Origin of the sequence: Algihabitans albus, assembly GCF_003572205.1 — a bacterium.
In the GTDB taxonomy this organism is placed as follows: Bacteria; Pseudomonadota; Alphaproteobacteria; order Kiloniellales; family DSM-21159; genus Algihabitans; species Algihabitans albus.
Map to the genome: position 1 here is coordinate 22,657 of NZ_QXNY01000004.1, position 25,191 is coordinate 47,847.

The following is a 25,191-nucleotide window of genomic DNA, read 5'->3' on the forward strand; positions in this document are numbered from 1 at the left end:
CCACCGGGGAACGATCGCTTTTGAAGGCGGCAGCAGGGAGATTCCCCTCTCCCCGATCCTGCTCTAGAATAGAAGCATGCCTATTCTACTTGTCACTGGTGGAGCCCGAGGAATCGGGGCCGCCGTCTGCCGGATGGCCGCGGCGCGCGGGTGGGATGTCTGCATCAACTATCAACGCGACCAAACGGCGGCCGAAGCCGTTGCCGAAGACGTCGTTGCTTCCGGTCGGCGCGCTCTGACAGTGCAGGCCGATGTCTCCGACGCCGATGAGGTCGCGGATCTTTTCGCGGCCTGCGAGCGCGGTCTCGGCCAGCTCGATGCGCTGGTTGCCTCGGCCGGCCTGACCGGCCGGATTTCGACGCTAGCCGCGGCCGATCCGGCCGAGCTCGCAACGGTGATCAACGTCAATGTGACCGGCACCCTGCTTTGCTGCCGCGAGGCGGTGCGCTGCATGTCCGGAACCGGCGGAGGGTCGGGAGGCATCATCGTCACGCTCTCTTCAGCCGCCAGCACGCTGGGCAGCCCGGGCGAGTACGTCTGGTATGCCGCCAGCAAGGGAGCGATCGACAGCTTCACGCAGGGCTTGGCTAAGGAAGTCGGCCCCGAAGGCATCCGGGTCAACGCGGTCGCACCGGGCATGACCGACACTGAAATCCATGCCGCCGGGGGGAACCCCGACCGTCCGACTCAGATAGCACCGACGATCCCGTTGCGCCGGGTCGCTACTCCGGAGGAAATCGCGGCGCCGATTCTCTGGCTCCTGTCGGAGGAAGCCGCTTACGTCAGCGGCGCCATTCTACGCGTCGCGGGCGGACGCTAGATGCGGGAAGCCCTTCCTCCGCTATCGCACGATCTGACGGAAGTACCCGGCCGCATTCATTCCCTCGAGACCGCCGGCACGGTCGACGGGCCAGGCGTACGGTTCGTGGTCTTCACCACCGGCTGTCCTCTGCGCTGCAAATACTGTCACAATCCGGACGCCCAGCATCTGAAGGCCGGCGAGGCGACGACGGTCGGCGCCGTCATGGCCGAATTGGCGCCCTTTGCAAGTTTTTACCGCGCCCATGGCGGTCTCACCGTGACCGGCGGCGAACCGCTGGTGCAGCCCGATTTCACCAGGGCGCTCTTTCAGGCGGCCAAGCTTTGGGGCCTGACGACCGCGCTCGACACATCGGGTTTTCTGGGTGCGCGCGCCGACGATGCCCTGCTGGAGGTCACCGACTTGGTGCTGCTCGACATCAAGTCCTGGGATCCCGAGACCTACCGGGACGTCACCGGCGTCGCGCTGCAACCGACCCTCGACTTTGCGCGCCGCCTTGCAAAGCGCGGCACGCCACTCTGGTTGCGCTTCGTCCTGGTTCCGGGGCTGACCGATTCCGACGAGAACGTTCGGGGTCTCGCCACCTTCGCCCGGAGCCTGCCCAACGTCGACCGCATCGAGGTTCTGCCGTTCCACAAGATGGGCGAAGCGAAATGGCGCGCGCTCGGCCGGTCCTACCAGCTTTTCGAAACCCCGGAACCGACGGCCGACCAGATCGAGCGGGTTAGAGCCTTGCTCGAACCACAGGCCGTCGCGTAGCCGTCATCGCCGCCGCAGACAGTCCTCCCGTTCCTGTCCGTCCAATCCGATGCAAGGATCGGCGGGTCCGGTTTCGCCCAGATAGCCTTTCCAGGCCAGCCAGCCGATCAGCGCGATGCAGGCAAAGGCAACGGTCAGAAAAACCTGGATGCGCGTGCGACGGGGTCTGCGGCGGGACATGGAGCCTGATCCTTGCGATTGATCGCTGCGCGCCGCAGCGACGCTAGACCGGATGGCGTGCTTTCGGAACCGCCAGGAATCTGACGGATCGGCCGGCGCCGATCCAGGTCGGAAAATCGATGGCAGGTCGCCGCAGGGCGACAGGCGATGACCGTCTCGACCCATTAGTTCGGTCGAGTACGGGAGGCTTGGTCTGCGACTCCCATTCCGCTATGGAAAAGTTGCGATGCAGGGGATGCGCTAAACGGCGGACGGGAAAAACATGAAAGCCGAAACGCCTGACCGGCGAGGTGAAGCCGACAACGCAACGCCGGAAGGATGCGGCTTCGATCTGTTCGACTGGTTGGGCGACGGGGGCGATCGGCATCCGCACATTCGCCTCCTCGCGGAGGCTTGGCTGACCTGGCGTGCGCGTGCTCGCACGCTCAGCGGTGACGCGAGGGCTTTGCCGTCGCTTCGCGACGTCGATCCTTTGGATATGGTGCCAGCCCTGCCATGGGTGTGGCTCTGGGCCTTCGACGACACAGGCAGACTGCGCTTGCGCCTGGTCGGCGAAGAAGCGAAACGCGCGATCGGAAACTGGGACCGCGGCAGCCTGCTGGAAGACGTGATTCCCCCCGACATCTGTCCCAAAGTGAGGGAGCGCTATGACAAAGTGCTGTCTGGCCCGAGCGTCATGACTGTCGGCGGAGAAATCGTCTTCCGCTCCGGCGCCCGCGTGGCGGGCTTAAGGTTGGTGCTGCCGCTGGGTCGGGCGGTGGGAGCCGGCGGAAAAGTGGCAACACCGGAGAAGGCCGACGGCCTGATCGGGATCACGAGCTATGCGGGGGCCTTAACCGGTATTCGGGAAACGGGCGGCCTGAGCGAAGATGCTCGGAAAGAGCGGTTTCTTCCCATCGCCGATCTGAACTGACGGCCTGACGGGGACGGCCGCCGTTCACCCGGCAAGCCTGCCGTCAGAAACCTTTCGGAAGATACCCGAAGCGGGCCATCTGTTCGCCCTGAAGCTCGACGATTCGGGCGACCTGGGACTCGCTCAGCAGCGTCTTCCACTGATCGCGCTTTCCCGCGCGGAAGAAAGCCTTGGAGTGTTGGCTGCGTTCCTGGAACCCTTGCTCTTCCTCCTGCTTCTTGAGAGTGCGGAAGGAGGAGAACTTGACGGCTTTCTCGATGCGCCGGCGTGGCGGATTGAGGCCGAGGAAACGGGCAACGCCGGCGAAAGTCTTAAGTGGCTTATCCAGCATGTCTTCGTAGCGCACCACGTGAAGACGCGGATTGGGCACCTGCGTCCAGGACTTCACGTTGGTCGACCAGGAGTTCAGAAACTCGATGACTTGACCGTCGGTCGCTTGGCTCAAGCCGCCTTCGACAGCCATGGCCTCGATGGCTTCGTCGAGGCCGAGGCCGAAGTGGTCGGCATAGGAGAGAGTCACGTCGAGCGGATTGCGGACGACATAGATACCGCCGGCAGTGCACTCCATCGTGTGTATGGCGGCGCCCTTGCTGGCCCCGAGATATCCGTGAGTCTTGACGAAAACCGAGTCGGGATGCGCGCCCATCATGGCGCGATGAACCTTGGGCCGCAGCGCGGCCAGATCCTCCAGCGTCAGATCCGTCGCCGGCTTCTCGGTAAACTGCCGGTACCAGGCATACTGGCTGTCGCCGAGCGTGAATTTGTTCAGCTCGTTGAGCGGCACCGGCTTGTCCGGATCGCGCAGCAGGTTATGCAGGAAAGCCCGCATCCAGGTGTTGCCGGATTTGGGAAAGGAGGCAAGCCAGATGATCGCGCCCATCAGACTGAAAAGAAGCTCCGAGAAAGCAAGACAGGGAATGCCCGATGCCACGCCCGGACCCCGGCTGACTAGCATGCGCGGTAAGGACCGCCAAGCGAAGGGCGCATTGGCTGGGGCGCTATGCGACCAAAAAGGAAAGGGCGGGTCCGCTGGACCCGCCCTTCTTTGACTTGGCTGTGCGTCCCGAGCCTGTCGGGCGCGCGGCCTGTCGGCCGTGCCGGACCTAGAAGTCCAGACGGGTACCGATGATGACACCCCAGGCGTCCTCCTCGCGATCCTCCGATGAATCTTCATCGTCGGAGTACTGCAAGGCACCGATGACGCGCACGCCCGGGCTCAGGCGGTAGTTGGCACCAAGCTCGACACGGTGGAGCTGGTCGTCGCCGCCGACGGTCTCGGTCTCACCGTTCAGGTAGGTGACACCGACTTCCCAGGGGCCCTGGCCGTAGGTCGCGCCCACGTCCCAGACCAGAGTATCGCCGTCGTCGTCCAGACCGCCGTTGCTGTGCAGCACCGAACCGCCGACCGTGAAACCGGCAAAGCCGACGTTCACACCGCCCGAGAAGGCCAGGAAGTCGTCGGTTTCCGGGTTGCCCACCAGGGCGTCTTCTTCTTCCATGCCGTACTCGATGCCACCGGCCACAGCCACATCGAAGCCGTTGAAGGACTCGACGAAGTTGGCGCCGCCACCGAAGAAGTTGTTGTAGTCGCCCGGATCTTCGTCGGTGTTCAGACCGGAAGACTGACGGTCACCACCGGTAGCGTCGATGTTCGGCGTATAAGACGCACCCAGCTGGAAGCCGGCGAAACGCGGCGTGAAGTAGGTGATCTTGTTCGAGTCCGACACCTGGTTCAGCAGGGTCGAGGTCCCGGCATCCGAGTTCTGCTGGAACGGCGCGATATTCGGATCGTTCAGACCCAGACCGGCGGAGGGTGCCGTGTACTGCATCAGGTAGGGTGCGGAGTTCTCCGAACCCATGACCAGACGACCCCAGCTGCCCTCGAAGTAGAGGAAGGTCTCGTCGATCTGGTCGCCCTGGGTAATCGCCTCGAGCTGCGCCTGGAAACCGACCGTCAGACCATTGTCCAGAGTCGTCTCGCCGGTGAAGTGAATCTCACCTTCCTGGCGGACGTTGAACTGGTTGTAGTCGTTGTCGCCGGGACCGTCGAAGTCCTGCTCCACGAAGGTGAAGAAGTTCTCGTAGTAACCGCCGACGCCCAGGGAGATCTTCCCATCCTGAGCGGCCGCCGGGCCAGCCATCAGCGCAACAGCGCCGATCGCCGTGGTGCCCATAAGGACCTTTTTCATCCGTTGCTCCTCCATCAAAGCTCAGATGCCGTTGACATCCCCACCCGGCTTCCCTCTGTCGAGACCGTCACCAACCTCATCAAGGCCAGCTAACGTCCTCTCGAGCCCCCCGGGTGACTCTTCATTCGGTAGTGAACCGATGGCCGCACTCTACGCAGAATCACTTTAGTCACAAACCAAAGGATTCTCGCCTTAAGGCATTTCTGCCAACCTGTTGCAGATAGAACACAGGCCGATAATCCCAGGCGATAGCTTGATCTTGCTGACCATCGCTCAGAGCAATCGCCAGATTCGGATGCTAAGAAATTGTTATTGTTAATTTAATTTAGATCTGACTCGAGAAGGATAATGGTTGCCATGTGCCTTCTGATCCGCAGGGATATCTGGCCTGCAGGAGCGACGCGGGACCAGAACGGCACAGAGAACGCCGATCTCTGGTGTTTCGCCCTTTGTCAAAGCGCTTCATGGCTGAATGATTTGTACTACAAAACAGCTCGAAAACATCGATTGCATAAACTCGATCACATCGATAGCTTCTTTACATAATTATATGATCGTATCGTCTCATGACCATGACACCTATCTCACAAACTCTTCACGACGTCGCCGATACTTCCTCCGATGCTGAGCCTTTAGCCGCGCTGCAGTTCGAGGGCGTCGGCTCTCGACTTCGCGAAGCCTACCGGCTCTATATGAAAGCTCTGCAGGATCGTCTGGCCGACGAGAACGTGCCCATCGGGCTTTGGTATTTTCTCTGCGCGCTCTGGCAGGAAGACGGTATCTCTCAGCGGGAGCTGTCACGGCGCGTGGGCACCGTCGAGCCGACCGCGGTCGGTGTTCTGGCCCAAATGGAGCGCCGCGAGTGGGTGGTTCGCGACCGAGACCCCGACGACCAGCGCCGCCGTGTGGTTTTTCTGACCGACAAGGGCCGCGATCTTCGTGACCGCCTCAAGCCTGTCTTCGAGGGCGTCGAGCAACCGGAAGTCCTCGGACTGAGCGACCCGGAACTCGCGACACTCTGCGACCTTCTGGAGAGACTGTCTCGCTCGGTCGAAAGATCGCGCCTGCTTCGCGGCATTTAGGGAGTCGGCACGCGCGCCCAACGGCGACCGGTTCCAGAATCACGCCAAAACGTACGTTCCTGAAAGCTTCAGGTCCCTACGCTGCCCATTGACGAGCCGATTGCCTCTCCGCTTCCAAACGAACAGCAACGGTGAAGCCAAAAAGGAAGGGGCGGGTCCGCTGGACCCGCCCCTCTCTTAACTTGGCTGTGCATCCCGAGCCTGTCGGGCGCGCAACCTGTCGGCCGTGCCGGACTTAGAAGTCCAGACGGGTACCGATGATGACGCCCCAGGCATCCTCATCGCGATTCGCCGACTCGTCTTCCTCATCGGTGTACTGCAGGGCACCGATGACCTTGACGCCCGGGCTCAGACGGTAGTTGCCACCGATTTCGACACGGTGGAGCTGATCGTCGCCGCCGACGGTCTCGGTCTCACCGTTCAGGTAGGTGACACCGACTTCCCAGGGGCCCTGGCCGTAGGTCGCGCCCACGTCCCAGACCAGAACGTCGCCGTCGTCGTCCAGACCGCCGTTGCTGTGCAGCACCGAACCGCCGACCGTGAAACCGGCAAAGCCGACGTTCACACCGCCCGAGAAGGCCAGGAAGTCGTCGGTTTCCGGGTTGCCCACCAAGGCGTCTTCTTCTTCCATGCCGTACTCGAGGCCACCGGCGATGGCGACATCGACACCATTGAAGGACTCGACGAAGTTGGCGCCGGCCCCGAAGAAGTTGTTGTAGTCGCCCGGATCTTCGTCGGTGTTCAGATCGGAAGACTGGCGATCACCGCCGGTCGCATCGATGTTCGGCGTATAAGACGCACCCAGCTGGAAGCCGGCGAAACGCGGCGTGAAGTAGGTGATCTTATTGGCGTCCGACACCTGGTTCAGCAGGGTCGAAGTACCGGCATCCGAGATGTCATTGAACGGTGCGATGTTGGGCGAGTTGAGGCCCAGACCGGCGGAGGGTGCCGTGTACTGCATCAGGTAGGGTGCGGAGTTCTCCGAACCCATGACCAGACGACCCCAGCTGCCCTCGAAGTAGAGGTAGGTCTCGTCGATCTGGTCGCCCTGGGTGACCGCCTCGAGCTGCGCCTGGAAACCGACCGTCAGACCGTTGTCCAGGGTCGTCTCGCCCTTGAAGTGAATCTCACCTTCCTGGCGGACGTTGAACTGGTTGTAGTCGTTGTCGCCGGGACCGTCGAAGTCCTGCTCCACGAAGGTGAAGAAGTTCTCGTAGTAACCGCCGACGCCCAGGGAGATCTTCCCATCCTGAGCGGCCGCCGGGCCAGCCATCAGCGCAACAGCGCCGATCGCCGTGGTGCCCATAAGGACCTTTTTCATCCGTTGCTCCTCCATCAAAGCTCAGATGCCGTTGACATCCCCACCCGGCTTCCCTCTGTCGAGACCGCCACCAACCTCATCAAGGCCAGTTCGCCTTCTCTCAAGCCCCCCGGGTGAACTCATCGCACAAAAGGAACGACACGAATCGCCCCTGGTGCTGGCCGGCACTCTAGCTTTGTTGAGTCGCCATGCAATAAAGACTTGCCCCTGGCTGTGTCGATATTGTCCTAGCGTGCTTCAAAAAACACGAACAACTTAATCATTAGTATATTACTTAATATGTGAATTATATCGTATCATTTGGAATTTACGGCCGTCGCCTCAGGCTGCTACTTAAGACAAAAACCAGTCAGGAATGGCGGGATCTGGGGAGTTCCGAAAAATATGACGCAAGTTATTTCACCACTGCGGGAAGGCGATCTCTTTCCCGACTTCAAGCTGCGCGATCAAACCTCTCGCCTTTCAGTGCTTTCCCTCCATGCTCGGGGTAAGCCGATTGTCCTACTCCTCGTCGCCGATCCTAAACACCCGAAAACAGCCAAACTGCTCAACGACATCGCCAAGCACTGGAACGAAGTCGATGCTGCCGCCCATTTTTTCGCGATCACCGCCGCCGATGTAGCGAGCAACGCTCAGGCCGCCACAATCGCGAACTGGCCCTTTCTCGTACTCTCCGATCCCGACGGTCTGATTCTTCGTGGTTTCGGGCAACAGTGGCAACGCAGCAAGGATGCCTTCAGCCCATCGAACACCACCGTTGTCGTCTGCAACGCAAACAGGCGGATCGCGACCGTCGCAACGGGCAGTTTCGAAGACCCGGTCGACTTTATCGTAGGCCAGACAAGAGACGTTGCAACCGAGGGCGAATTGCTCGTGCAGCGCAGCATGCCGCCGGTGATCTACGTACCTCGGGTCCTCGATCCGGATCTCTGTCAGCAGCTCATCGAACTGCATCGTGCGGAGAATGTGGCCTCGGGAGTTCTTCGTGACCGCTCGGCCAGCCACAGCGAACCCGCCGACAGCGAAGTCAAATCACGCCGCGATCACTTCCTCGAGGACCGCAAGCTCATCGGGACGCTCAAGATACGGTTCGAGCGGCGCATGCTTCCGGAAATTAACAAGGCTACTTTCTATCACGTGGCCGGCTTCGAAAAATTCAAAATCGGCCGCTACGATGCCGAAACAGGCGGGGTCTTCAAGCCGCACAGAGACAACGACACGATGGCCGGTGCGCACCGGCGTTTCGCCGTTACCTTAAATCTCAATACCGGCGAATACGACGGCGGGGAACTTCGCTTTCCGGAATACAGCCGTGACCGTTTCAGCCCCGCCACAGGCGACGCCGTCGTCTTCTCCTGCTCGCTACTGCACGAGGTGCTGCCGATCACGCGAGGTCAACGCTACGTTCTTTTGGCCTTCCTCTTCGGCGCCGACGCGCAGCCGGCCGGCGGCCAACGCCCGCAGCCGCCACGCTAAACCGCCGCAAAACTGCTGGTAACCGCCAAGAAACAGAAAAGCGCGAAGGCGCCGCAGCGGCGGTCTTCCGCTTCGAAACCAGACAGCAGAGCGTCTCAGAGGTCTGCAGGTGGCGATGCCTCTAGCGCTTCAAATCGCCGACACGCAGGTTGAAAGCGACGGAGATGCGCTCGCCGCTACCGCGGAAGGGCAGCACGCCGTGGCGCAACCAGGAGGGAAAGAGCAGCATCTCCCCGGCTTCGGGTTGAATTGTCCAAGTGGCGACGCTCTGGACACCGGGCAGATCGTAAACGCCGACCGCCGGCCGGGGATCCTGAAATTCGATAGCGCCGTTGGGAACGATATCCGGGTCCGGCCCTCCCAAGTCGACGTAGTAGACGCCGGACCAGTGGTTGCTGGCGTGGGTGTGGTGTCGATTGTAGTCGCCATCGCCATTCACGTTGGCCCAGGCCGTAACGGCCAACTTACAAGTGAAGGCCCGGGTCCCGATCTCAGCTTCCATGGCGGCCCCGAAAGCTTCGTTGATGTACTGGCCGAGTGTCGCGAGAGACGGATCGCCCCAGGACATCAAGTCGTGGCTCGACTGCCAACCGCCTATATTGCTCCGCACTGTCGAGGACGCCGTCGCCCTACGCGCCAGAATCAAGGCTCTCAGGGCGTCATTCAGGGCCGCGCTCTCAGGCCAGCGATGGCGGTAGATAGGTGTCGGAAAGGCTAGCACCACCGGGCCGTCGGCATTGGCGAGCTGCATCGATCGGTCCTTTGAAGGATAAGTCTGTCAAGGCTGCGGAGTCAGCGCTTAGGTTGGGGCCATCAATCCGCCGACGCGGTAACCTGTCAACTGCGCAGCCATCGCTTTCCTTGTGCCATGCCCGACCCCAACAGCTTAGATGCGCATGTCTCAGCGGCCCGCCAAGCAATGAGCGGGCGGCAGTGGGCGAAGGCCTGTGGGCATCTGGAGGCCGCCCTGCGTCAACGGCCCGACGACCCTGGCCTTCTGCGGGCTCTGGCCCAGTCACGCTTCGCCGCCGGACAGGCGGAGCCGGCCCTTCGCGCGCTGGAGGCGGCCTGCGCCGCACGGCCGACCGATAGCCCGCTGCAGTACGACAGAGCGCAGCTTCTACGTCGACTCGGTAGAGCGGAAGCCGCTCTCGCGGCGGCGCAGGCCGCATGGAAGGCCGCACCGAAGGCCGACGAACCGGCACTGCTGCTGGCCGAGTTGCTGGTCGAGGCCAAACGCGCGGCCGAGGCTGTCGATCTGCTGACGCCCCTCTCGGCCGTCAAGCCGAGGGACCCCGAGCTGTCGCTGGCCTTCGGCGCCGCACTGCTGGCCGCTGGCTTGCCCGACGAAGCCCTGATCCCTCTGGAGGTGGCCGCGTCCCTGCCCGGACCAAAAGGCGCCTTCGCTCTGCACAATCGCGCCACGTGTCTGGCAGACCTCGGGCGGATCGATGCCTCCGCTGCAGCCGCGGAAGCCGCGCTTGCCAGACTGCCCGAGTTAGCGGGGCCGCTCTGGCATCTCGGACTCTGCGCGGTCGACCGCGGCGATCGAACGGAGGCCGCTGCGCGCTTCGCGGCGGCCGAGCGCGCGAATCCACAGATGGGCCTGGCCGCCGCCTACCATGCCGCGCTCCTCCAGCTGACAGGCCAATCAGCCGCGACAGAGGCCTGGCGGCGGGCTGAGCGACTGGATCCCGCGCAGACCGCCCTTCGCGAGGCCGTGAGCCACTATCTGGAAACGGAGAAGCGAGAAGACGCCGCACCGGCGATCTTCGGCTTCAAACCCAGCCTGCTGCGCTTCGCACTCGCACAAGCGCCGCAGCACGGCCTGCAATGCGAATTCGGAGTCTTCACCGGCCGTTCCCTGCGCCTGCTGGCCGAAACGCGGCCAGCGGCGAGCTTCGGAGACTGGCATGGCTTCGACTCTTTCGAAGGCCTGCCGGAGGCCTGGCTTCCGGACGAGGGGGCCGGGGCTTACTCGACCAGGGGACGCCTCCCCGAAATGCCGGCAGGCGTGCATCTGCACATCGGTTGGTTCGCGGAAACCTTGCAATCCTTCATGGAGACCACCTCCGAACCCTTGGCTTTCGCCAACATCGACTGCGACATCTATAGCTCGACAGTCGATGTGCTCGACGCTCTGTCGCAGCGGCTGACCGTCGGGACCGTCCTGGTGTTCGACGAGTACTTCGCCTATCCCGGCTGGCGGGCTCATGAATACAAAGCCTTCCAGGAATTGGTCGAACGGCGAGGATTGCGCTATCACACCGTCGCGCTCAGCCCCTTCACGCGCCAAGCAGCCATTCGGATCGAGGCTCTGGAGCAGAGGCTGGAGTGGATCGGCTCAAACTAAGGCGCCGAACCGCTGGATTCGGACGCCTGCGGACGTTACGTTGGACGTGGTCGGGCCGGTGTGCGCAGGTCGAGTCGGGGACCTCGCAACACCGCCAGGACCAGTCGAACACAACAGTCGAGATCCATCGAACGATGAGTGCAGTCATGATTTCAAATGGCCGCCGAGGTTGGCGCGGTGCAGCGGTCCTAGCGGTCTTGCTCAGCTTGAGCCTCGCCGCCTGCGGCGGAAACGGCGGCACCCGGACCGTCTACCCCGACGACGACCGGCGAGAGACTGGCGACAATGCTTACGATGTAAGCAGCGAAGGCGGCGTCTTCGGTCCCAGCGGCCTCGATATCTTCGGAAGTAACGACACTCCGGAAGGAGTCGCGGGAGGTACGGGTATCGGCGTCAATGCCTTCCTCTGGCGCGCTTCGCTCGACACGGTGTCATTCATGCCGCTGTCCTCGGCCGATCCCTTCGGTGGTGTGATCATCACGGACTGGTACTCCCCGCCGGAAAGCCCCGAGGAGCGCTTCAAGGTGAACGTCTTCATTCTGGGCCGGGATCTGCGTGCCGACGGCGTGCGTGCCCGTGTGTTCCGGCAGATCAACGGCGGCGGCGAGGGCGGTGTCACCTGGAAGGACGCGCAGGTCGGCGATACCACGGGCATCGACCTGGAGAACGCCATCCTGACCCGCGCAAGAGAACTGCGCATCGCCGCCCTGAACTGACGCTGTCTTGAACTGACGCCGCCCTAGAACGACACCCATCGGGACCGACGCCCAGGGAATGGCGTGGACCTGACCGATGCCGGAGCGACCGCACGCACAGATGAGCCGCTACAACGCGAAAGAGATCGAGGTCAAATGGCAGTCGGCTTGGTCCAACGCCGACTGTTTTCGGGCCGAGGAGGCGCCGGGCCGCGAGAAGTACTATGTGCTGGAAATGTTCCCCTACCCGTCGGGGCGCATCCACATGGGGCATGTGCGCAACTATACGATCGGCGACGTGATCGCCCGCTACAAACGCGCGCGCGGTTTTAACGTCCTGCATCCCATGGGCTGGGATGCCTTCGGCCTGCCGGCCGAGAATGCCGCAATGGAGCGCAAGATCCATCCGGCAAAGTGGACCTACGACAACATCGCGGCCATGCGCGATCAGCTCAAATCCATGGGCCTGTCGCTCGACTGGTCGCGCGAATTCGCAACCTGCGATCCCGAGTACTACGCCCAACAACAACGGCTTTTCCTGGAGTTCATGGCCCACGACCTGGTCTACCGGAAGGAGACCTGGGTCAACTGGGACCCGGTCGATCACACGGTGCTGGCCAACGAGCAGGTGATCGACGGCAAGGGCTGGCGCTCCGGCGCTCCGGTCGAGCGGCGGAACCTGCCCGGCTGGTTCTTCAAGATCACTGCCTTCGCCGAGGAACTGCTGGACGAGCTGCAGCGCATGGAGCGCTGGCCGGAGAAGGTGCGCCTGATGCAGGCCAACTGGATCGGCCGTTCCGAAGGCGCGCGGGTCTTCTTTCCGCTGGAAGGCGCTCCGGCCGCAGAGACTCACGGCCCGCTGGAAGTCTTCACCACCCGCCCCGATACGTTGTTCGGTGCCAGCTTCTGCGCCCTCTCGCCCCACCATCCCCTGACCGCGGCACTGGCGGCGACGGATCCCGACCTGCGCGCCTTCGTCGCCGAATGCGACCGCCTGGGCACCAGCGAGGAGGCGATCGAGACAGCCGAGAAACGCGGCTACAAGACTCCGCTCACGGCGCGCCATCCGCTGAACGCCGACCGCCGCTTACCGGTCTACGTCGCCAACTTCGTGCTGATGGATTACGGGACCGGCTCGATCTTCGGCTGTCCGGCACACGACCAGAGAGATTTGGACTTTGCGCGCAAGTACGACCTCTCGGTCACGCCGGTGGTTCTGCCGCCCGACGCCGACCCGGCGGCCTTCGCGATCGGCGACGAGGCCTACGTCGGCGACGGCAGCATCTACAATTCCGAGTTTCTGAACGGGCTGAGCGTGCCGGACGCCAAGCGCCGTGTCGTCGAGCGGCTTGCGGAACTGACCGCGGGCCGGGGCACGGTACAGTTCCGTCTGCGCGATTGGGGCGTGTCCCGGCAGCGCTACTGGGGCTGCCCGATTCCGGTGATCCACTGCGCCGCTTGCGGCCCGGTCCCGGTGCCGGACGAACAGCTGCCGGTGACCCTGCCGGAGGATGTCGGCTTCGATACGCCGGGCAACCCCCTTGCGCATCATCCCACCTGGAAACAGGTCGACTGCCCGCGCTGCGGCGCCGCGGCCGAGCGCGACACCGACACAATGGATACCTTCGTCGACAGCTCCTGGTATTTCGCGCGCTTCTGTTCGCCGCGCGCCGAGCAGCCGCTCGATTCGGCAGCCTCCAACTATTGGCTACCCGTCGATCAGTACATCGGCGGCGTCGAGCACGCCGTTCTGCATCTGCTCTACGCGCGTTTCTTCACGCGCGCCCTGCAGCGCTTCGGGACGGTCGAGGCGGCCGAACCCTTCGCCGGCCTCTTTACCCAAGGGATGATCACCCACGCCACCTATCGGGCCGAAGACGGCGCGTGGATCGAGCCCAGCGAAGTGGCTCAGGCCGAGACCGGCGGCCTCAAGACGGGCGACGGCCGCGCCGTGACCCAGGGCCGCGTCGAAAAGATGTCCAAGTCGAAGCGCAACACGGTCGACCCGGCAACCATCATCGAGACCTACGGCGCTGACACGGCACGCTGGTTCATGCTCTCCGACTCGCCGCCCGAGCGCGAGATGGAGTGGACCGACGCCGGTATCGAAGGCGCCTGGCGCTTCGTCAATCGCCTGTGGCGACTGGTCGAGAGCGCGCTCGACAATCTGCCGCCCCAGGGAACGCCCCGACCGGCAGTCATCGAGGGACCGGCTCTCGACCTGCGCCGGCAGGTGCACAAGGCCGTCGCCGGAGTCACCCACGACATCGAGGCCTTCCACTTCAACAAGGCAGTGGCACGCCTTTATGAACTGACCAACGGACTCTCGGGCTACGACGCGCGAGACGCCGCGGGACTCTGGGTCCTGCGCGAGGCCCTGGAGATGCTGGTGCGCCTGACCGGACCGATGATGCCGCACCTGACCGAGGAGCTCTGGCAGCGCCTGGGCCACACCGGCCTGCTGGCAGACGCCGTCTGGCCCGACGCCGAGCGCGACCTGCTGATCGAGGAGTCGGTGGTTCTGGCCGTTCAGGTCAACGGCAAGAAGCGTGCGACAATCGAACTGCCGCGCGATGCCGACAAGCAGGCCGCCGAAGAGGCCGCTTTGGCCGATCCCGCCGTACAGCGGGCCCTGCAAGGGCACGCCCTCCGCAAGGTGATCGTTGTGCCCAACCGAATCGTCAACCTGGTGATCTAAGCCGTGACTGTCTCACGCCGCCATCTGCTTCTATTCGCTCTGCTGGCAGCCCCTGTCGTGCTGACGGGCTGCCGCGTGCAGCCGCTCTATGGGTCTTTCAATCCCGTCGGGCCCTCGGAGTCTTACCAAAGCGAGGAGGATCTGAGGGCGATCCGGATCCAGCCGATCCCAAATCGGGTGGGACAGCAGGTGCACAACGCACTGCGCAACGAACTCACCCCGAGCGGTCAACCGAGCAATCCGGCCTACACCCTGACCACCACAATCGAGGAAAGCATCGGTGAGCGTCTGCTGGCCACGGATGCAACGGCAACCCGTGCGCAGCTGAGGCTGAGGGCCAGGTATACGCTTTCGCTGACGGCCAACGGCACGCAGTTGGCGAGCGGCAACGCCACCGCCATCTCGGCCTACGATATCGTCGAGACCGAGTACGCCACCCATCGCGCGGAATTGGATGCCCGCGCCCGCGGGGCCGAGGAAGTCGCCCGCCAGATACGAACGCGCCTGGCTTCTTGGTTCATCGAAGCTCGGGCCGACGGTACGCTTGCGCGCAAGCTCTACATCGGCGAGTAGCCAGCGGCCATGAAGGTCCAGCCTGCCCGGGCCGATGCCTTCTGCGCCAAGCCGGATCCGGCCTTGAGGCTGCTGCTGCTGTACGGACCGGACCAGGGCATGGTGCGCGAACGAGCCCAAGCCGCAACACGTGCGGTGCTGGAAGATCCCAACGATCCCTTCCGCATGGCCGAGATCGCCGCCAAGCAGCTGCGCGGCGATCCCGCGATCCTCAACGACGAGGCGGCGGCCATGGCCCTGACCGGGGGCCGCCGGGTGGTATGCTTGCGCGATATCGGCAACGAGGACGCCAAACAGATCGAAACCTTCCTGGCCGACCCGCCGGGCGACGCGCTGGTTGTCATCGAAACCGGCGATCTCGGCTCCGCCAAGGCGTCTCGGCTGGTGCGCGTCGTCGAGGCCAGCACCTGCGGCGCAGCAGTCGCCTGCTACCGCGATGAAGGCGCCGGACTGCCGAAGCTGATCGACCAGGTTCTGGCGGCTGCAAACCTGTCCGTCACTGCCGATGCCAAGGCCTATCTCACGGCGAACTTGGGTGGCGATCGCCTGATCTCGCGCAGCGAGTTGGAGAAGCTCGTCACCTATATGAGTGGACCCGAAGACGGACGGACGCGCGAAGAGGCGAGCGGGTCTGGGCCGGCGCGGCGCACAGTCGATCTGGCCGAAGCCTCAGCCGTGGTCAATGATACGGCCGCGCTTTCTCTGCAGGACATCGCCTATGCCGTCGCCGGCGGCCAACCGGCGGCACTGGACCGGGCTCTGACGCGCAGCTTCGCGGAAGGCCAGTCTCCGGTCGCCGTTCTACGTGGCGTCGCACGGCACTTCCAACAGCTTCATCTCGTCTCGGCTGCGCTTGCCGCGGGGCGCGATCCCGAAAGCGCGCTGAAACAACTACGCCCTCCCGTCTTTTGGAAGGTGAAAGAAGCCTTCGTCGCCCAAGCGCGTGGCTGGCCACCGGCCTGGCTCGGCCGCGCCCTCGCGCGCCTGCTGGAGGCCGAGGCCGCCTGCAAACGCACCGGGCTGCCCGATCGGGCGATCTGCGCTCAGGCGCTGCTCGACCTCGCCGGAAAGGCCCCTCTTCGCCGACGGAGCGCCCGGCACTGATCCTTCCGTCTCTACTGCACGTAAAGTCTATGCAATGGAGAACGAAGCATCATGTCCCTGACCGTCACGCCTTTCTATGCAAGCCTTCTAGGTCTGCAGCTCATTTTTTTGAGTCTCAGGGTCATCCGTCTACGGAGACGAAGTCGCGTTCCGCTCGGTGACGGCGGCGACGAGACGCTGCTGCGCTGCCTGAGGGTACAGGGGAACTTCGCAGAGTACGTTCCCTTCTGTCTATTGCTGATCGCATTGGCAGAGCTGCAAGGCCTACCGGTTTGGCCTCTGCATGGGCTCGGTCTGGCTCTACTGGCCGGGCGTCTCATCCATGCAAGCGGCGTCAGTCGCGACCCCGAACCCTACCGTCTGCGCGTGATCGGTATGTTCTTGACCTTTGCCGTGCTCGGGTTCGGCGCGGCGCTAAATCTGCTTCTCTCGGTGCAGGCCTTACTATAACCAGAGTGATTGAGTTCGAATTTAGAGAATCTCAAAACCGACCAGTAGACCCGTAATCGTGCGATCGTCGTCGGACAGCGGCAATGCCATACCTTCCCATTTCAGCAATCGCGTCTCCGTCATCAATCCCTGTTCTGTGATCGCCCGCGGCTGTTCATGAGAAATGACGCTGGCATAGAAGTCGTGCACGACACGTCCATAATCCTCGTCTTCGTAGTCCGAAACCCGGCGGCCGGTCATATCACGTCCGACATAATCCACTCCCTTGCCGGCGTGAACGCGAAAGCGAAAGTCCAGCGGATCGCGCTCAACGTCGAAGAGATGCATATTGCCGAGGACGAATCCGAGTTCGAGTACGTCGATCGACTGCCGCGAGGGGAAGCCGCGCTTCGAGCATTTGCCCTTCCAGTACGCATAGAGGCGCAGCAGTCGATCGGATCGAACAACGGCTTCGATCTGGTCCGTCGTTTGCGACATCCGAAGGATCTTTCTTTCCGCATCGCACGCACGCCTAAGGCGGATTACGAGCTTGCAGGCTCGCCGATCGAGCCCTTCAACCTAGTCAAGCGACGCTCCAGTGTAACAGTAGCTCCTCTTTTCGCGACTACTTCACGCGAGAAGAAAGAAAAACCAGTACGATTTAGACGTGCTATATGTCTAAAAGTGACGAACAGTTGGTGTTTTTTTGAATCTGTTCGCGTGGGAACCGCGTACGAGCGGAGAAATGGCTCTGCTAACACGCAACTCTCAAATCCAATGTCCGGAGATACTACGGGAGACCCGGCGAGACAATCCTGCCAAGCCAAATGTAAGGCGGTAGCTCAGCCATTGACGGGAGGACAGCGGTCTTCGAATCGCACAAGAAGTGCATCGTGCAACGCTCGGCCTTCGATGAGAAGGCTCTCGATTCTCGGGTTGCTTTATAGAATTTCAGTATTCATCTAAGTTTTTATCATTAATAAATATTAACTAATAAATTATACATGTGAATTACACGATGTTTACAAAATTATTCAGCAGAAATGTTGTGTATCTTCGTTAACATCACCAAATAGCTTGCCGGAAGATAAATTTTCTTAGAGGCACTCCCGTGCAAGTACTCAGATTTATGGCCTTGGCCGGCGCACTAAGCGCCGCATTACTGACGACACAAACGGCCGCCGCCGCGGTTATGGACGTGACCGGTACGACGACCGGCGGGTCCTTTGACTCCTTCAGCAGGCCGGGCGCCCCAGGCGTGCATGGGTTGGAGCTGCGCGGCGGACGCCAGAAGACTCGTGGCGACTGGGAACTCGGGCTCGGGACGCAGACCAGCACGCGCGGCGGCTTCCGTCAGGCGCAATTCGGTTGGGGCAAGCACCTCGACGTCTGGGCTTTTGAATATGTCTACAGCGCCGGATCCGCCCAACTCTGGCTGTGGGACCCGGAGACCGCGCGCTCGAGCGATCCGCTGCTGACCTACTCCGGCTCCCTGCTCACCGGCAACGCCGTCAGTATCTTCGCCAAACGCCAGGCCCAGATCCAGATCACCGAGTTCGACGGCCAGAGCGTGAACTTCCGGGTGGGCGATGCGGCGAACAAGAACCTCTCGGAGACCGCGATCTTCGCCAGTGCCGGCTTCGCCGACGGCTTCAACATCCGCGGGCGTCTGGCGCTGCTCGCCGGCGGCGGTTCCAAACACGCCTTGACCGTGCAGGCGGGCGAGGTGGCCGCCGTCGCCGCCGTTCCCCTGCCCGCGGCTGCCTGGTTCCTGCTGACAGGCCTCGGTGGCCTGGCCGGCCTGCGTTGGCTGAAAGGACGCGAGAGTCGCGGCACCTAAACGAAACATGCTCCGGGTTAGTGACGGAAACGGCGGCTTTCACGGAGCCGCCGTTTTTTCATCTGCGATCCGGCAAAGCGCCAACGGTGGGACTCAAGGCCGTGACCAAGCGTCGCCAAACGACCTCGGCCCATCGAGCGCAGGCCGGCCGGACAGTCCGGTCCGGCGCTTCTTTCCAATCGAATCGCAGGTGGGGATAACGCTACCAAAAATTGCGTAGAAGCTCCTGTACGCCTTTCTGGCCGGTCGGGAAAAAACATGAAGAAAGCTCTTCTTTTTCTATGCGTGATCGTCACTGCTTGCGCACAAGTCGGCCCGCTTCAACAAGACGCCAAGTCATGCAGCAAAGCAGGTGGTTTCTTCGGTTACTCATACTGCGTCGATGCGGCGCTGCGAAAATCCGTCGCTGGCAACCCAAACGAGCAGGCATCCGCCGTCTTTTCTCATATCGTTTGGCTGCGTGGACAGGTCGGCGAGAAGGCTCTGTCCCATCAGCAAGCGATCGAACAGCTGGATTTTTTCATAGCACAGCAAGCCGCAGCGGAAACTCCCGAGGTCGGGACCTCGGTACTGATCGGCCTCATCGGCGCGGCCGCCATTGTTGCGGCGGCCTATGCACTGAGCGAGAACCGCGACGAGGACGACGACCGAGACCGCAGGTACGCCTACCGGGAGCCCCTGATGTGCTCCAAGGTCGAGTACGGCTATCCCAAATGTCGCGGGAGAAAAGCCTGTGGAGACACCTGCATCCGCGCGACAGAGACGTGCAACGCGGGGCGAGGCAGTGCCTGCAACCTTCGCCACCACAGCTATCCCTAGCGTACGAGATCCGGTTGCAGTCGGTGTCGGCGCGAACTGATTTGGACCGAGACAGCGCAAACCATCGACGACCCGCTCGACACGAGCTGTCTGTGAGGTGACAGTTAAAGTGGGGGCACCGGGAGATCCGGGACTATCCGGGACGTGGCGGGAAATAACGGGACGATTTCAATACCTTGCGGGCCAAATCGCCCCTCGCGACCCGTCGAGACGCCCCAACCGCCGCGCCACTTAAAGTGGGGTCACCGCTGACAGCGAAACCGCAGAACTCCGCCGTTTCGATTGGCGCGAAACTGCGAAGGTGAGCCGCAACGGCCCACCTTGCAAAACTGTACAATGCCGAAAAAACAGTTACTTAGAACTTGTGCATCGCACAAAGGTGAGCCGCACTATCAGGGTGTTTCGGGCCAGGTCCAATCGCCGCTCACGCGGTTCCTTAGGTTCCAGGCGTCAACGAGCACCTCTTCCACTTCGCGCGCCTCGACCCGCAGGCCATCGAGCTGCAGTGGGCCGTCGTCAGCTGGGCGAAAACGGCACTCGGCGGGAACGCGAATGACGGCTCCCATGAGGTTCTGCCGATCGTAAGCGATGTCGACTACGCCCGTCCGCAGATCGGCGTAACCGCTCTGAAGCGAGAAGCTGGCTGGCGTGGGAATGCGCTCAGACACGATATCAGCGCAGGCACTAATGAGTCGCTCCTGTGGTGTCGGTTTGAACATCTGGTAGCCAGCCCACCCCGCGCCGGCTAAGGCCAGCAGCGCGAACATGATGATGCTGTTGCGCTCACCCGCTTCCACTACGACCTCTTGTGTAACGGCGTAAAAAGCTGCGCAAAGGCTAGATACTGAGTCACGGCGTTTCGGGCCAGGTCCAGTCCCCCCTGATGCGGTTCGTCCCGTTCCAGGCGTCGACCAAGATGGGCTCCACTTCACGGGTCTCGACGCGAAGCCTGGTGAGCTGCAGAGGGCCAGCCTCGGCTGGCTCGAAGGTGCAAGACGAGTTGTACCTGACGATCGCTCCGAAATAGTTCTGGCGCTCATAGAAAACGGTTACTTCTGCGTCGCGGAAACTGACCGAGCCTCGATCCAGGACAAAGCTCGACGGCGTTCGGATGAATTCGATCACGATGCTTGCGCAGGCGTCTGTCAGGTGCTGCCGGGCCGCCTCTGCGCGTTCGCGAGGCGTCAGCTCAACCGCGTCCATCACGTTCAGGGTGATGGAGGTTCCGACGGCGAGCGTCAGTACAGCGATCGCCACTTTCTGAAATCTATCCATCGCATCGTCTGTCAGCTACCAAGGCTGGCAATGCTACCTCGGCTAGAGCCGGCAGGCGATGTCTATTTCACAACTTTCGCTTGACATAAACGACGGTGGCGACGCGACGGATGTAGGAGGACTTAATCTCCTCGCGGTATAGTTCCTGCTCGCCATCCTCAGGCGGGAGCCACCCTTCGATGACGATCATTTCAAGCGACTCGGACAGGAGACGCTTGAGAGCGACGGTGCCGTCTGCGCGCTCCACAAAGACGATATCGCCCGGCCGGCGACTGGAATTCGGCGAGCAGAAGCAGAGGAATCCCTGTCGCACGCCTTCGGGGTGCAGGCTCTCGCCAACTGCCATGACGGCGAAAGCCTCGGGATCTTCCAGGCGCAGCTCTGCCTCAACCGCCATGGCATCTCCCTGAAACCAGTTCCTTAGGCCGCATGACGCAAGGCCAACGACCGTATAACCGCGGTTTGCAGAAATCTGCACGGCCTGTTCATCCGTGGCAGCTTCCAAAGCTCCGCTGTTTCGCCCCGTGGCCAGCCAGTCGACGCCGACGTCGCAGAACTCCGCGACTCTCACCGCATCACCGAGCCGAATCTCTGTTTCGCCTCTGAGATAGCTGTAGAGAGTTCGCTGGTTGATTCCCGTCCCCACCGCAACGGCCTTCGCCCCGCCGCCTCGACTAACCGCTTCGCGCAGGCGTTCGACTCGTGAGGTGTCGGCGGAATCGCCGTTTGTCGCGATTGCCTGTGTCATAGCGAATTCGCTGATTTTTGCGCGATAAGGTCAGAAAAATGCAGTTTTCCGAACTTATGAGTTGACTGTTTCGCAGATTTTCGCATTGTCTAGCACGTTCGTTGTTTTAGACACCCGAAGAAAGCCGGCCTGGCAGGGCCGGCGGTGGAGGCGAGGCGGACGTGGCGAAGGGCGGCTGGCATCCGGAAGATATCAAGGCGGCCGTTCGAAAGCGCGGCACGACCTTGACCCGGCTGGCCCTCGACAACGGGCTCTACGAGTCCGCCTGCCGCGTCGCCTTAAACCGGCCGAGCCTTGCGGGCGAACGAGCCATTGCCGCCTTTCTCGGCGTGTCGGCGCAGAGCCTTTGGCCGTCCCGATACCAGCGCGACGGCACCCCCAAGCATCCGCGCGCTGGGGCGCAGGATCGTGCGACCACCCGACGCGGTCAACGTCTTAGCGTGAAGGTCGCGTAGACATGGCCAAGCGCCACCAGGACGAGCGGCAACTGACGTTAGAAGGTTGGGTCGACCTGAGCGCGACGGCGGAAGGCTCCGCGCGCAACCTCAGCTTGGGGTCGGCGCTGGCCGGCTGGATCTCGGAAGCTCTCGCAGGGCGCGACCGGCACACTGTCGCGGCCGACATGTCGCGCCTGACCGGAGACCCTATCGCCAAGACGACAATCGACGCCTGGACGGCCCAGGCCAAGAAGAAGTGGCGGATGCCGTTGGAGTATCTGCCGGCACTGATCGAGGCGACAGGCGCCTATTGGCTGCTCGAACGGCTCGCCGAGACGGTCGGCTGCCGCGTCCTTCTGGCGAAAGATCATGTCTATTACCGCATGGGCCGACTGCAGGAGCAGCGGCGGCAGCTGGAGGAGCAAGAGCGCTACCTCTCGCGCCTCACGGCGCGCGACGAGGAGAGCGGCTCATGAGGGCGTGCGTGGACTCCGATATCCGGCAGCGACTTCTGGCGGATTTGGCCGCGCAAGTGGCGGTCAATCCCGATCCCACCCTAGTCGCTGCCCATCGCGCGAACGCGCTGCGCTGGATCGGCACCTTCAGCGGGGCCGAAGCCCTGAAGGCTTGGCGCACCCGCTACATGGGCGGCGGGGAAGACCCGCTGCAGCTGAAGACGGCGGATCTGTCCGGCACACTCCTAGAAGCCCTGATCGAAATCCGTGCGGCGGCGGCTTCGGCGGATTGGCGCGATGGTCGCCCCCGCCGCCTGAAGATCATTGGGCGTCTGGATCGCGTAGCCACAGGCCGAGCAATTGTAACGGTCCGCGCCTGGTCGGCGCTCCTGAAGGCTGAGAATCGTCTTCTTTCTGCGGTCAAGGCAGGGCACGCAATACCAGGGGCGCTGCTCGACCGATTCCACCGACTCGCCGATCAGGTAGACGAAGGCGCCGGGTCCCACGGATCTGAGGTTGGCGCTCTGAAGGTCCAGATCCGCCTGCTGAAGTTCAACGTTGCGCTTTTCAAGCTCGACGGCTTGCTGTTTCAGAGCGTTGATTTCCTGCAGCGCCACCAGCTTCTGATCCTTCAGCGTCTCCACCTGCTCCAACAGATCGCGGGCGGCCTGGAGCGCCGACTTCAGCTCTTCCGGCTGCTTGCCCTTGAAGAGGCCTGGCAGGCGGACGACGAGATCGACCAGCCGGTTCCCCGTCCTCAGCGCGAGGTCGGCGGTTTCGAGATCGGTGGCGTCCACTCAAGAGTCTCCGGCACGAGTGATTGCAAAGGCCACCAGCCTACCACCACAGCGGAGTCCAGGCCATGAAGGCCTGGTGGTCCGCATCCGAACTGGCGGCGGCCACTCTGCCGGGACTGCCGGGGACACGAAGAAAAGTCGCTGAACGCGCAGAGCGTGACGGCTGGACCAAGCGCGAGACAGTGGGGAACGGCGGCACCACTCACGAGTATCACGTCGCCAGCTTGCCGGAAGCGGCGCGGGTGGCGCTGGCGCTGCGGGCGCAGGCGGCGCCGGGAGAGGCCGAGCTGCTGGCGGAGGCGGCGGAGACGGGCGGCGGGCAGCGGGGCAAGGCCGAGGCGCAGGCCTGGGCGGTGCAGCGCTGCGCGCGGCTTTGCCGGGAGGCCGGTCTGTCGGCGCGGGCCGGGCGGCCGGCCTTCGTGGCGGCCTATGGCGTGGGTCAGTTGAGCGCGCCGGACTGGGTGCGCGCCGCGCTGCCGACGATCTCGGCAAAGAGCCTGGAGCGCTGGAGCGCGAAGGCGAAGGCGGCCGGCGCGGCCGGGCTGGCGGACAGACGCGGGCGGCACCGCAAGGGCGCCGGGCGGATCGACCGCGACCCCGAGATGGTGCGCCTGATCGAAGGGCTGCTGTCGGCGAATCCGCACGCCAGCTCCAAGCACGTCATGCGGGCGTTGCGCGCCCGTTACAACGGCGAAACGCCGCCTTATCGCACGGTGCAGCGCTGGCTGCAGAGCTGGCGCGAGGCCGAAATCCAGCTGCACGCCCATGTCAGCGACCCGGACGGCCATCGTAGCCGCCTCGGATCGGCGATGGGCGCCGCCTCGGCGGGTATCAGCCGGGTCAACCAGCTTTGGGAACTCGACTCCACCCCGACCGACGTGGTGCTGGCGGACGGGCGGCGCCACGCGGTCCTCGGGGTGATCGATGTCTATTCCCGGCGCATGCTCTTCCAGGTGGCGCGGACCTCGACGGCGGCGGCGGTGCTTGCCCTGCTGCGGCGCGCGATCCTGGAATGGGGCGTCCCCGAGATCGTGAAAACCGACAATGGGGCGGACTACGCGTCTCGGGCGGTCGGCGCGGCCCTGGCCGCGCTGCAGGTGGATCACGATCTCTGTCAGCCCTTCCGGCCAGACCTCAAGCCATTCATCGAGCGGGGCCTGGGTACGATGTCCCGCGACCTGGTGGAGCTGCTGCCGGGCTACGTCGGCCACGACGTGGCGGAGCGGGAGGCGATCCGCAACCGCGTATCCTTCGCCAGGCGCTTGATGGACGGGCGCGGCACGCCCCGCGAAGAGAACACGCCGGCCGAGGCGCCCGAGCTGACGCCGGCCGAGTTCCAGGGCTTCTTGGATCGCTGGTGTAGCCATCTCTACGCCCACGACCCGCACGGCGGGCTGAACAAGAAGTCGCCGACGCAGCAAGCGGCCTCCTGCCGCGCGCCGCGGCGACGCGTCGAGAACGCCGAGGCGTTGGCGATCTTGCTGTCCGAGCTGCCAAGCAACGACGGCTGGCGCATCGTCCAAAAGAAGGGGATCTCCGTCGAGGGCCGCTTCTACATCGCGCCTGAGCTGGGGGCCTGGATCGGGCGGCGAGTGCGGTTGCGCATGGACGATGCCGACGCGGGCCGGGTGTGGGTGTTCGATCCCGACGAGACCTTCCTTTGCATTGCTGAAGCACCGGAGCTGACGGGCGTCGATCGCGCGGCGCTGGCCGCCGCAACCAAGGCGGTGCAGCGGCAACATCTGCGCGAGGGACGCGCCAGGCTCCGCGCGGCCGAGAAGGCTGCTCAAGTCGACGATATCGCCCAAGAGATCCTGGCGCTGGCGGAGAAAGAGCACGGCAACATCGTGGCGCTTGAGGGTCGCGGTACCGGTTACCGCACTGAAGCCTTGAACGCCGCTGCCGAGGCAGCGGCGGCCGGCCCGAGACAGGGCACGGCACCCGATCTCACGGACGAAGAGAAGGCCGCGGCCGACGCGCTCTTCGAGGAGCTGGAGCGCGGCGGCAAGCCTGCCTCGGCCGAGCTTCACAGCCTCGACGGCCGCCCCTTCTTCGCAACCGACGAGGACTTTCTGCGCTGGGTATTGGCGCACCCGGATCAAGTGACAGCGGAAGACCGCAGCTACGCCGAAGAGCTGCTCAAGCGGCCAGCGATGCGGCTGCTGCTCGACCTCGACGACGAAGCCCGCGCGGCGGGCTGAGAGGGCCGGCGCTGCCGGTTCACACAG

At 63.3% G+C, this 25,191-nt stretch carries 25 protein-coding genes and 2 pseudogenes; 16 read left to right on the top strand and 11 right to left on the bottom strand.

Translation table 11 applies throughout. The annotated features are described in order from the left end of the window. Nucleotides 1-76 precede the first annotated feature (76 nt). Both DBZ32_RS10135 and pflA read left to right on the top strand, forming a co-directional pair. Nucleotides 77-820: an SDR family oxidoreductase gene (locus DBZ32_RS10135; protein ID WP_119167058.1), complete on the top strand. Its 744-nt coding sequence runs from the start codon at nucleotides 77-79 to the stop codon at nucleotides 818-820. Beyond that, a complete protein-coding gene (gene pflA, locus DBZ32_RS10140) occupies nucleotides 821-1,579 on the top strand; it encodes a pyruvate formate-lyase-activating protein (protein ID WP_119167059.1) in 759 nt (252 codons plus the stop codon). A gap of 3 nt (nucleotides 1,580-1,582) precedes the next feature. Here pflA and DBZ32_RS22090 read toward each other — a convergent pair whose 3' ends face one another. Then, nucleotides 1,583-1,759 (bottom strand): hypothetical protein, encoded by a 177-nt coding sequence (locus DBZ32_RS22090; protein WP_162906695.1) that lies wholly within the window; start codon nucleotides 1,757-1,759, stop codon nucleotides 1,583-1,585. A 262-nt stretch (nucleotides 1,760-2,021) separates the two neighbouring features. Here DBZ32_RS22090 and DBZ32_RS10145 point away from each other — a divergent pair, with 262 nt between their 5' ends. Beyond that, nucleotides 2,022-2,672, top strand: a complete 651-nt coding sequence (locus tag DBZ32_RS10145) for a PAS domain-containing protein (RefSeq protein ID WP_119167060.1) — start codon at nucleotides 2,022-2,024, stop codon at nucleotides 2,670-2,672. 43 nt (nucleotides 2,673-2,715) lie between these two features. Here DBZ32_RS10145 and DBZ32_RS10150 read toward each other — a convergent pair whose 3' ends face one another. Further along, nucleotides 2,716-3,627: a sulfotransferase domain-containing protein gene (locus tag DBZ32_RS10150; protein WP_235830136.1), complete on the bottom strand. Its 912-nt coding sequence runs from the start codon at nucleotides 3,625-3,627 to the stop codon at nucleotides 2,716-2,718. Between the two features lie 148 nt (nucleotides 3,628-3,775). Beyond that, the gene (locus DBZ32_RS10155; RefSeq protein ID WP_162906696.1) at nucleotides 3,776-4,861 is read right to left on the bottom strand and encodes a porin; all 1,086 of its coding nucleotides are present in this window, start codon (nucleotides 4,859-4,861) and stop codon (nucleotides 3,776-3,778) included. A 566-nt stretch (nucleotides 4,862-5,427) separates the two neighbouring features. Here DBZ32_RS10155 and DBZ32_RS10160 point away from each other — a divergent pair. After that, a complete protein-coding gene (locus tag DBZ32_RS10160) occupies nucleotides 5,428-5,943 on the top strand; it encodes a MarR family winged helix-turn-helix transcriptional regulator (RefSeq protein ID WP_119167063.1) in 516 nt (171 codons plus the stop codon). Nucleotides 5,944-6,178: 235 nt separating this feature from the next. On the opposite strand, the gene DBZ32_RS10165 is transcribed toward DBZ32_RS10160, so the two are convergent. Then, nucleotides 6,179-7,264, bottom strand: a complete 1,086-nt coding sequence (locus DBZ32_RS10165; protein ID WP_119167735.1) for a porin — start codon at nucleotides 7,262-7,264, stop codon at nucleotides 6,179-6,181. 384 nt (nucleotides 7,265-7,648) lie between these two features. Here DBZ32_RS10165 and DBZ32_RS10170 point away from each other — a divergent pair, with 384 nt between their 5' ends. Beyond that, nucleotides 7,649-8,740 (top strand): 2OG-Fe(II) oxygenase, encoded by a 1,092-nt coding sequence (locus DBZ32_RS10170; protein WP_119167064.1) that lies wholly within the window; start codon nucleotides 7,649-7,651, stop codon nucleotides 8,738-8,740. A gap of 121 nt (nucleotides 8,741-8,861) precedes the next feature. Here the strand turns inward: DBZ32_RS10170 and DBZ32_RS10175 are convergent, their stop codons facing one another. Further along, a complete protein-coding gene (locus DBZ32_RS10175) occupies nucleotides 8,862-9,491 on the bottom strand; it encodes a TIGR02466 family protein (RefSeq protein WP_119167065.1) in 630 nt (209 codons plus the stop codon). Between the two features lie 168 nt (nucleotides 9,492-9,659). Here DBZ32_RS10175 and DBZ32_RS10180 point away from each other — a divergent pair, with 168 nt between their 5' ends. The 6 genes from DBZ32_RS10180 (at nucleotide 9,660) to DBZ32_RS10205 (ending at nucleotide 16,613) form a co-directional block, all read left to right on the top strand. Further along, nucleotides 9,660-11,093 carry a class I SAM-dependent methyltransferase gene (locus tag DBZ32_RS10180; protein WP_162906697.1) on the top strand — a complete coding sequence of 478 codons (1,434 nt, stop codon included), beginning with the start codon at nucleotides 9,660-9,662 and terminating at the stop codon, nucleotides 11,091-11,093. A 134-nt stretch (nucleotides 11,094-11,227) separates the two neighbouring features. Then, on the top strand, nucleotides 11,228-11,809 hold the full coding sequence (locus tag DBZ32_RS10185; protein ID WP_235830137.1) for a DUF3576 domain-containing protein: 582 nt from the start codon (nucleotides 11,228-11,230) through the stop codon (nucleotides 11,807-11,809). A 76-nt stretch (nucleotides 11,810-11,885) separates the two neighbouring features. After that, a complete protein-coding gene (gene leuS / locus DBZ32_RS10190) occupies nucleotides 11,886-14,486 on the top strand; it encodes a leucine--tRNA ligase (protein ID WP_407923492.1) in 2,601 nt (866 codons plus the stop codon). Nucleotides 14,487-14,489: 3 nt separating this feature from the next. Further along, on the top strand, nucleotides 14,490-15,059 hold the full coding sequence (gene lptE / locus DBZ32_RS10195; RefSeq protein WP_119167068.1) for an LPS assembly lipoprotein LptE: 570 nt from the start codon (nucleotides 14,490-14,492) through the stop codon (nucleotides 15,057-15,059). Nucleotides 15,060-15,068: 9 nt separating this feature from the next. Next, nucleotides 15,069-16,163: a DNA polymerase III subunit delta gene (gene holA, locus DBZ32_RS10200; RefSeq protein ID WP_119167069.1), complete on the top strand. Its 1,095-nt coding sequence runs from the start codon at nucleotides 15,069-15,071 to the stop codon at nucleotides 16,161-16,163. A gap of 51 nt (nucleotides 16,164-16,214) precedes the next feature. Further along, nucleotides 16,215-16,613: an MAPEG family protein gene (locus DBZ32_RS10205; RefSeq protein ID WP_119167070.1), complete on the top strand. Its 399-nt coding sequence runs from the start codon at nucleotides 16,215-16,217 to the stop codon at nucleotides 16,611-16,613. Between the two features lie 21 nt (nucleotides 16,614-16,634). Here the strand turns inward: DBZ32_RS10205 and DBZ32_RS10210 are convergent. Beyond that, nucleotides 16,635-16,985: pseudogene (locus DBZ32_RS10210) on the bottom strand (hypothetical protein); the annotation flags it as partial. A gap of 736 nt (nucleotides 16,986-17,721) precedes the next feature. Here DBZ32_RS10210 and DBZ32_RS10215 point away from each other — a divergent pair. Both DBZ32_RS10215 and DBZ32_RS10220 read left to right on the top strand, forming a co-directional pair. Continuing rightward, nucleotides 17,722-18,432, top strand: coding sequence for a VPLPA-CTERM sorting domain-containing protein (locus DBZ32_RS10215; protein WP_119167072.1), 711 nt, complete (start codon nucleotides 17,722-17,724; stop codon nucleotides 18,430-18,432). A 258-nt stretch (nucleotides 18,433-18,690) separates the two neighbouring features. Beyond that, entirely contained in the window at nucleotides 18,691-19,251 is a 561-nt protein-coding gene (locus DBZ32_RS10220) for a hypothetical protein (protein ID WP_119167073.1), read from the top strand. A gap of 392 nt (nucleotides 19,252-19,643) precedes the next feature. On the opposite strand, the gene DBZ32_RS10225 is transcribed toward DBZ32_RS10220, so the two are convergent. The 4 genes and pseudogenes from DBZ32_RS10225 to DBZ32_RS22825 all read right to left on the bottom strand — a co-directional run. After that, nucleotides 19,644-20,048 (bottom strand): hypothetical protein, encoded by a 405-nt coding sequence (locus DBZ32_RS10225; RefSeq protein WP_119167074.1) that lies wholly within the window; start codon nucleotides 20,046-20,048, stop codon nucleotides 19,644-19,646. A gap of 52 nt (nucleotides 20,049-20,100) precedes the next feature. Continuing rightward, nucleotides 20,101-20,508 carry a hypothetical protein gene (locus tag DBZ32_RS10230; RefSeq protein ID WP_162906698.1) on the bottom strand — a complete coding sequence of 136 codons (408 nt, stop codon included), beginning with the start codon at nucleotides 20,506-20,508 and terminating at the stop codon, nucleotides 20,101-20,103. Nucleotides 20,509-20,593: 85 nt separating this feature from the next. Further along, nucleotides 20,594-20,923, bottom strand: coding sequence for a S24 family peptidase (locus DBZ32_RS22450; protein WP_235830138.1), 330 nt, complete (start codon nucleotides 20,921-20,923; stop codon nucleotides 20,594-20,596). Nucleotides 20,924-21,067: 144 nt separating this feature from the next. Further along, nucleotides 21,068-21,274: pseudogene (locus DBZ32_RS22825) on the bottom strand (helix-turn-helix domain-containing protein); the annotation flags it as partial. A 161-nt stretch (nucleotides 21,275-21,435) separates the two neighbouring features. Between DBZ32_RS22825 and DBZ32_RS10240 the strand changes: the two are divergent. Beyond that, nucleotides 21,436-21,729 carry a helix-turn-helix domain-containing protein gene (locus DBZ32_RS10240; RefSeq protein WP_119167077.1) on the top strand — a complete coding sequence of 98 codons (294 nt, stop codon included), beginning with the start codon at nucleotides 21,436-21,438 and terminating at the stop codon, nucleotides 21,727-21,729. Between the two features lie 2 nt (nucleotides 21,730-21,731). Continuing rightward, the gene (locus DBZ32_RS10245; RefSeq protein WP_119167078.1) at nucleotides 21,732-22,187 is read left to right on the top strand and encodes a hypothetical protein; all 456 of its coding nucleotides are present in this window, start codon (nucleotides 21,732-21,734) and stop codon (nucleotides 22,185-22,187) included. 224 nt (nucleotides 22,188-22,411) lie between these two features. On the opposite strand, the gene DBZ32_RS10250 is transcribed toward DBZ32_RS10245, so the two are convergent. Continuing rightward, nucleotides 22,412-22,963: a hypothetical protein gene (locus DBZ32_RS10250; RefSeq protein ID WP_119167079.1), complete on the bottom strand. Its 552-nt coding sequence runs from the start codon at nucleotides 22,961-22,963 to the stop codon at nucleotides 22,412-22,414. A gap of 65 nt (nucleotides 22,964-23,028) precedes the next feature. Here DBZ32_RS10250 and DBZ32_RS10255 point away from each other — a divergent pair, with 65 nt between their 5' ends. Further along, nucleotides 23,029-25,164 carry a Mu transposase C-terminal domain-containing protein gene (locus tag DBZ32_RS10255; protein ID WP_119167080.1) on the top strand — a complete coding sequence of 712 codons (2,136 nt, stop codon included), beginning with the start codon at nucleotides 23,029-23,031 and terminating at the stop codon, nucleotides 25,162-25,164. Nucleotides 25,165-25,191: the final 27 nt, after the last annotated feature.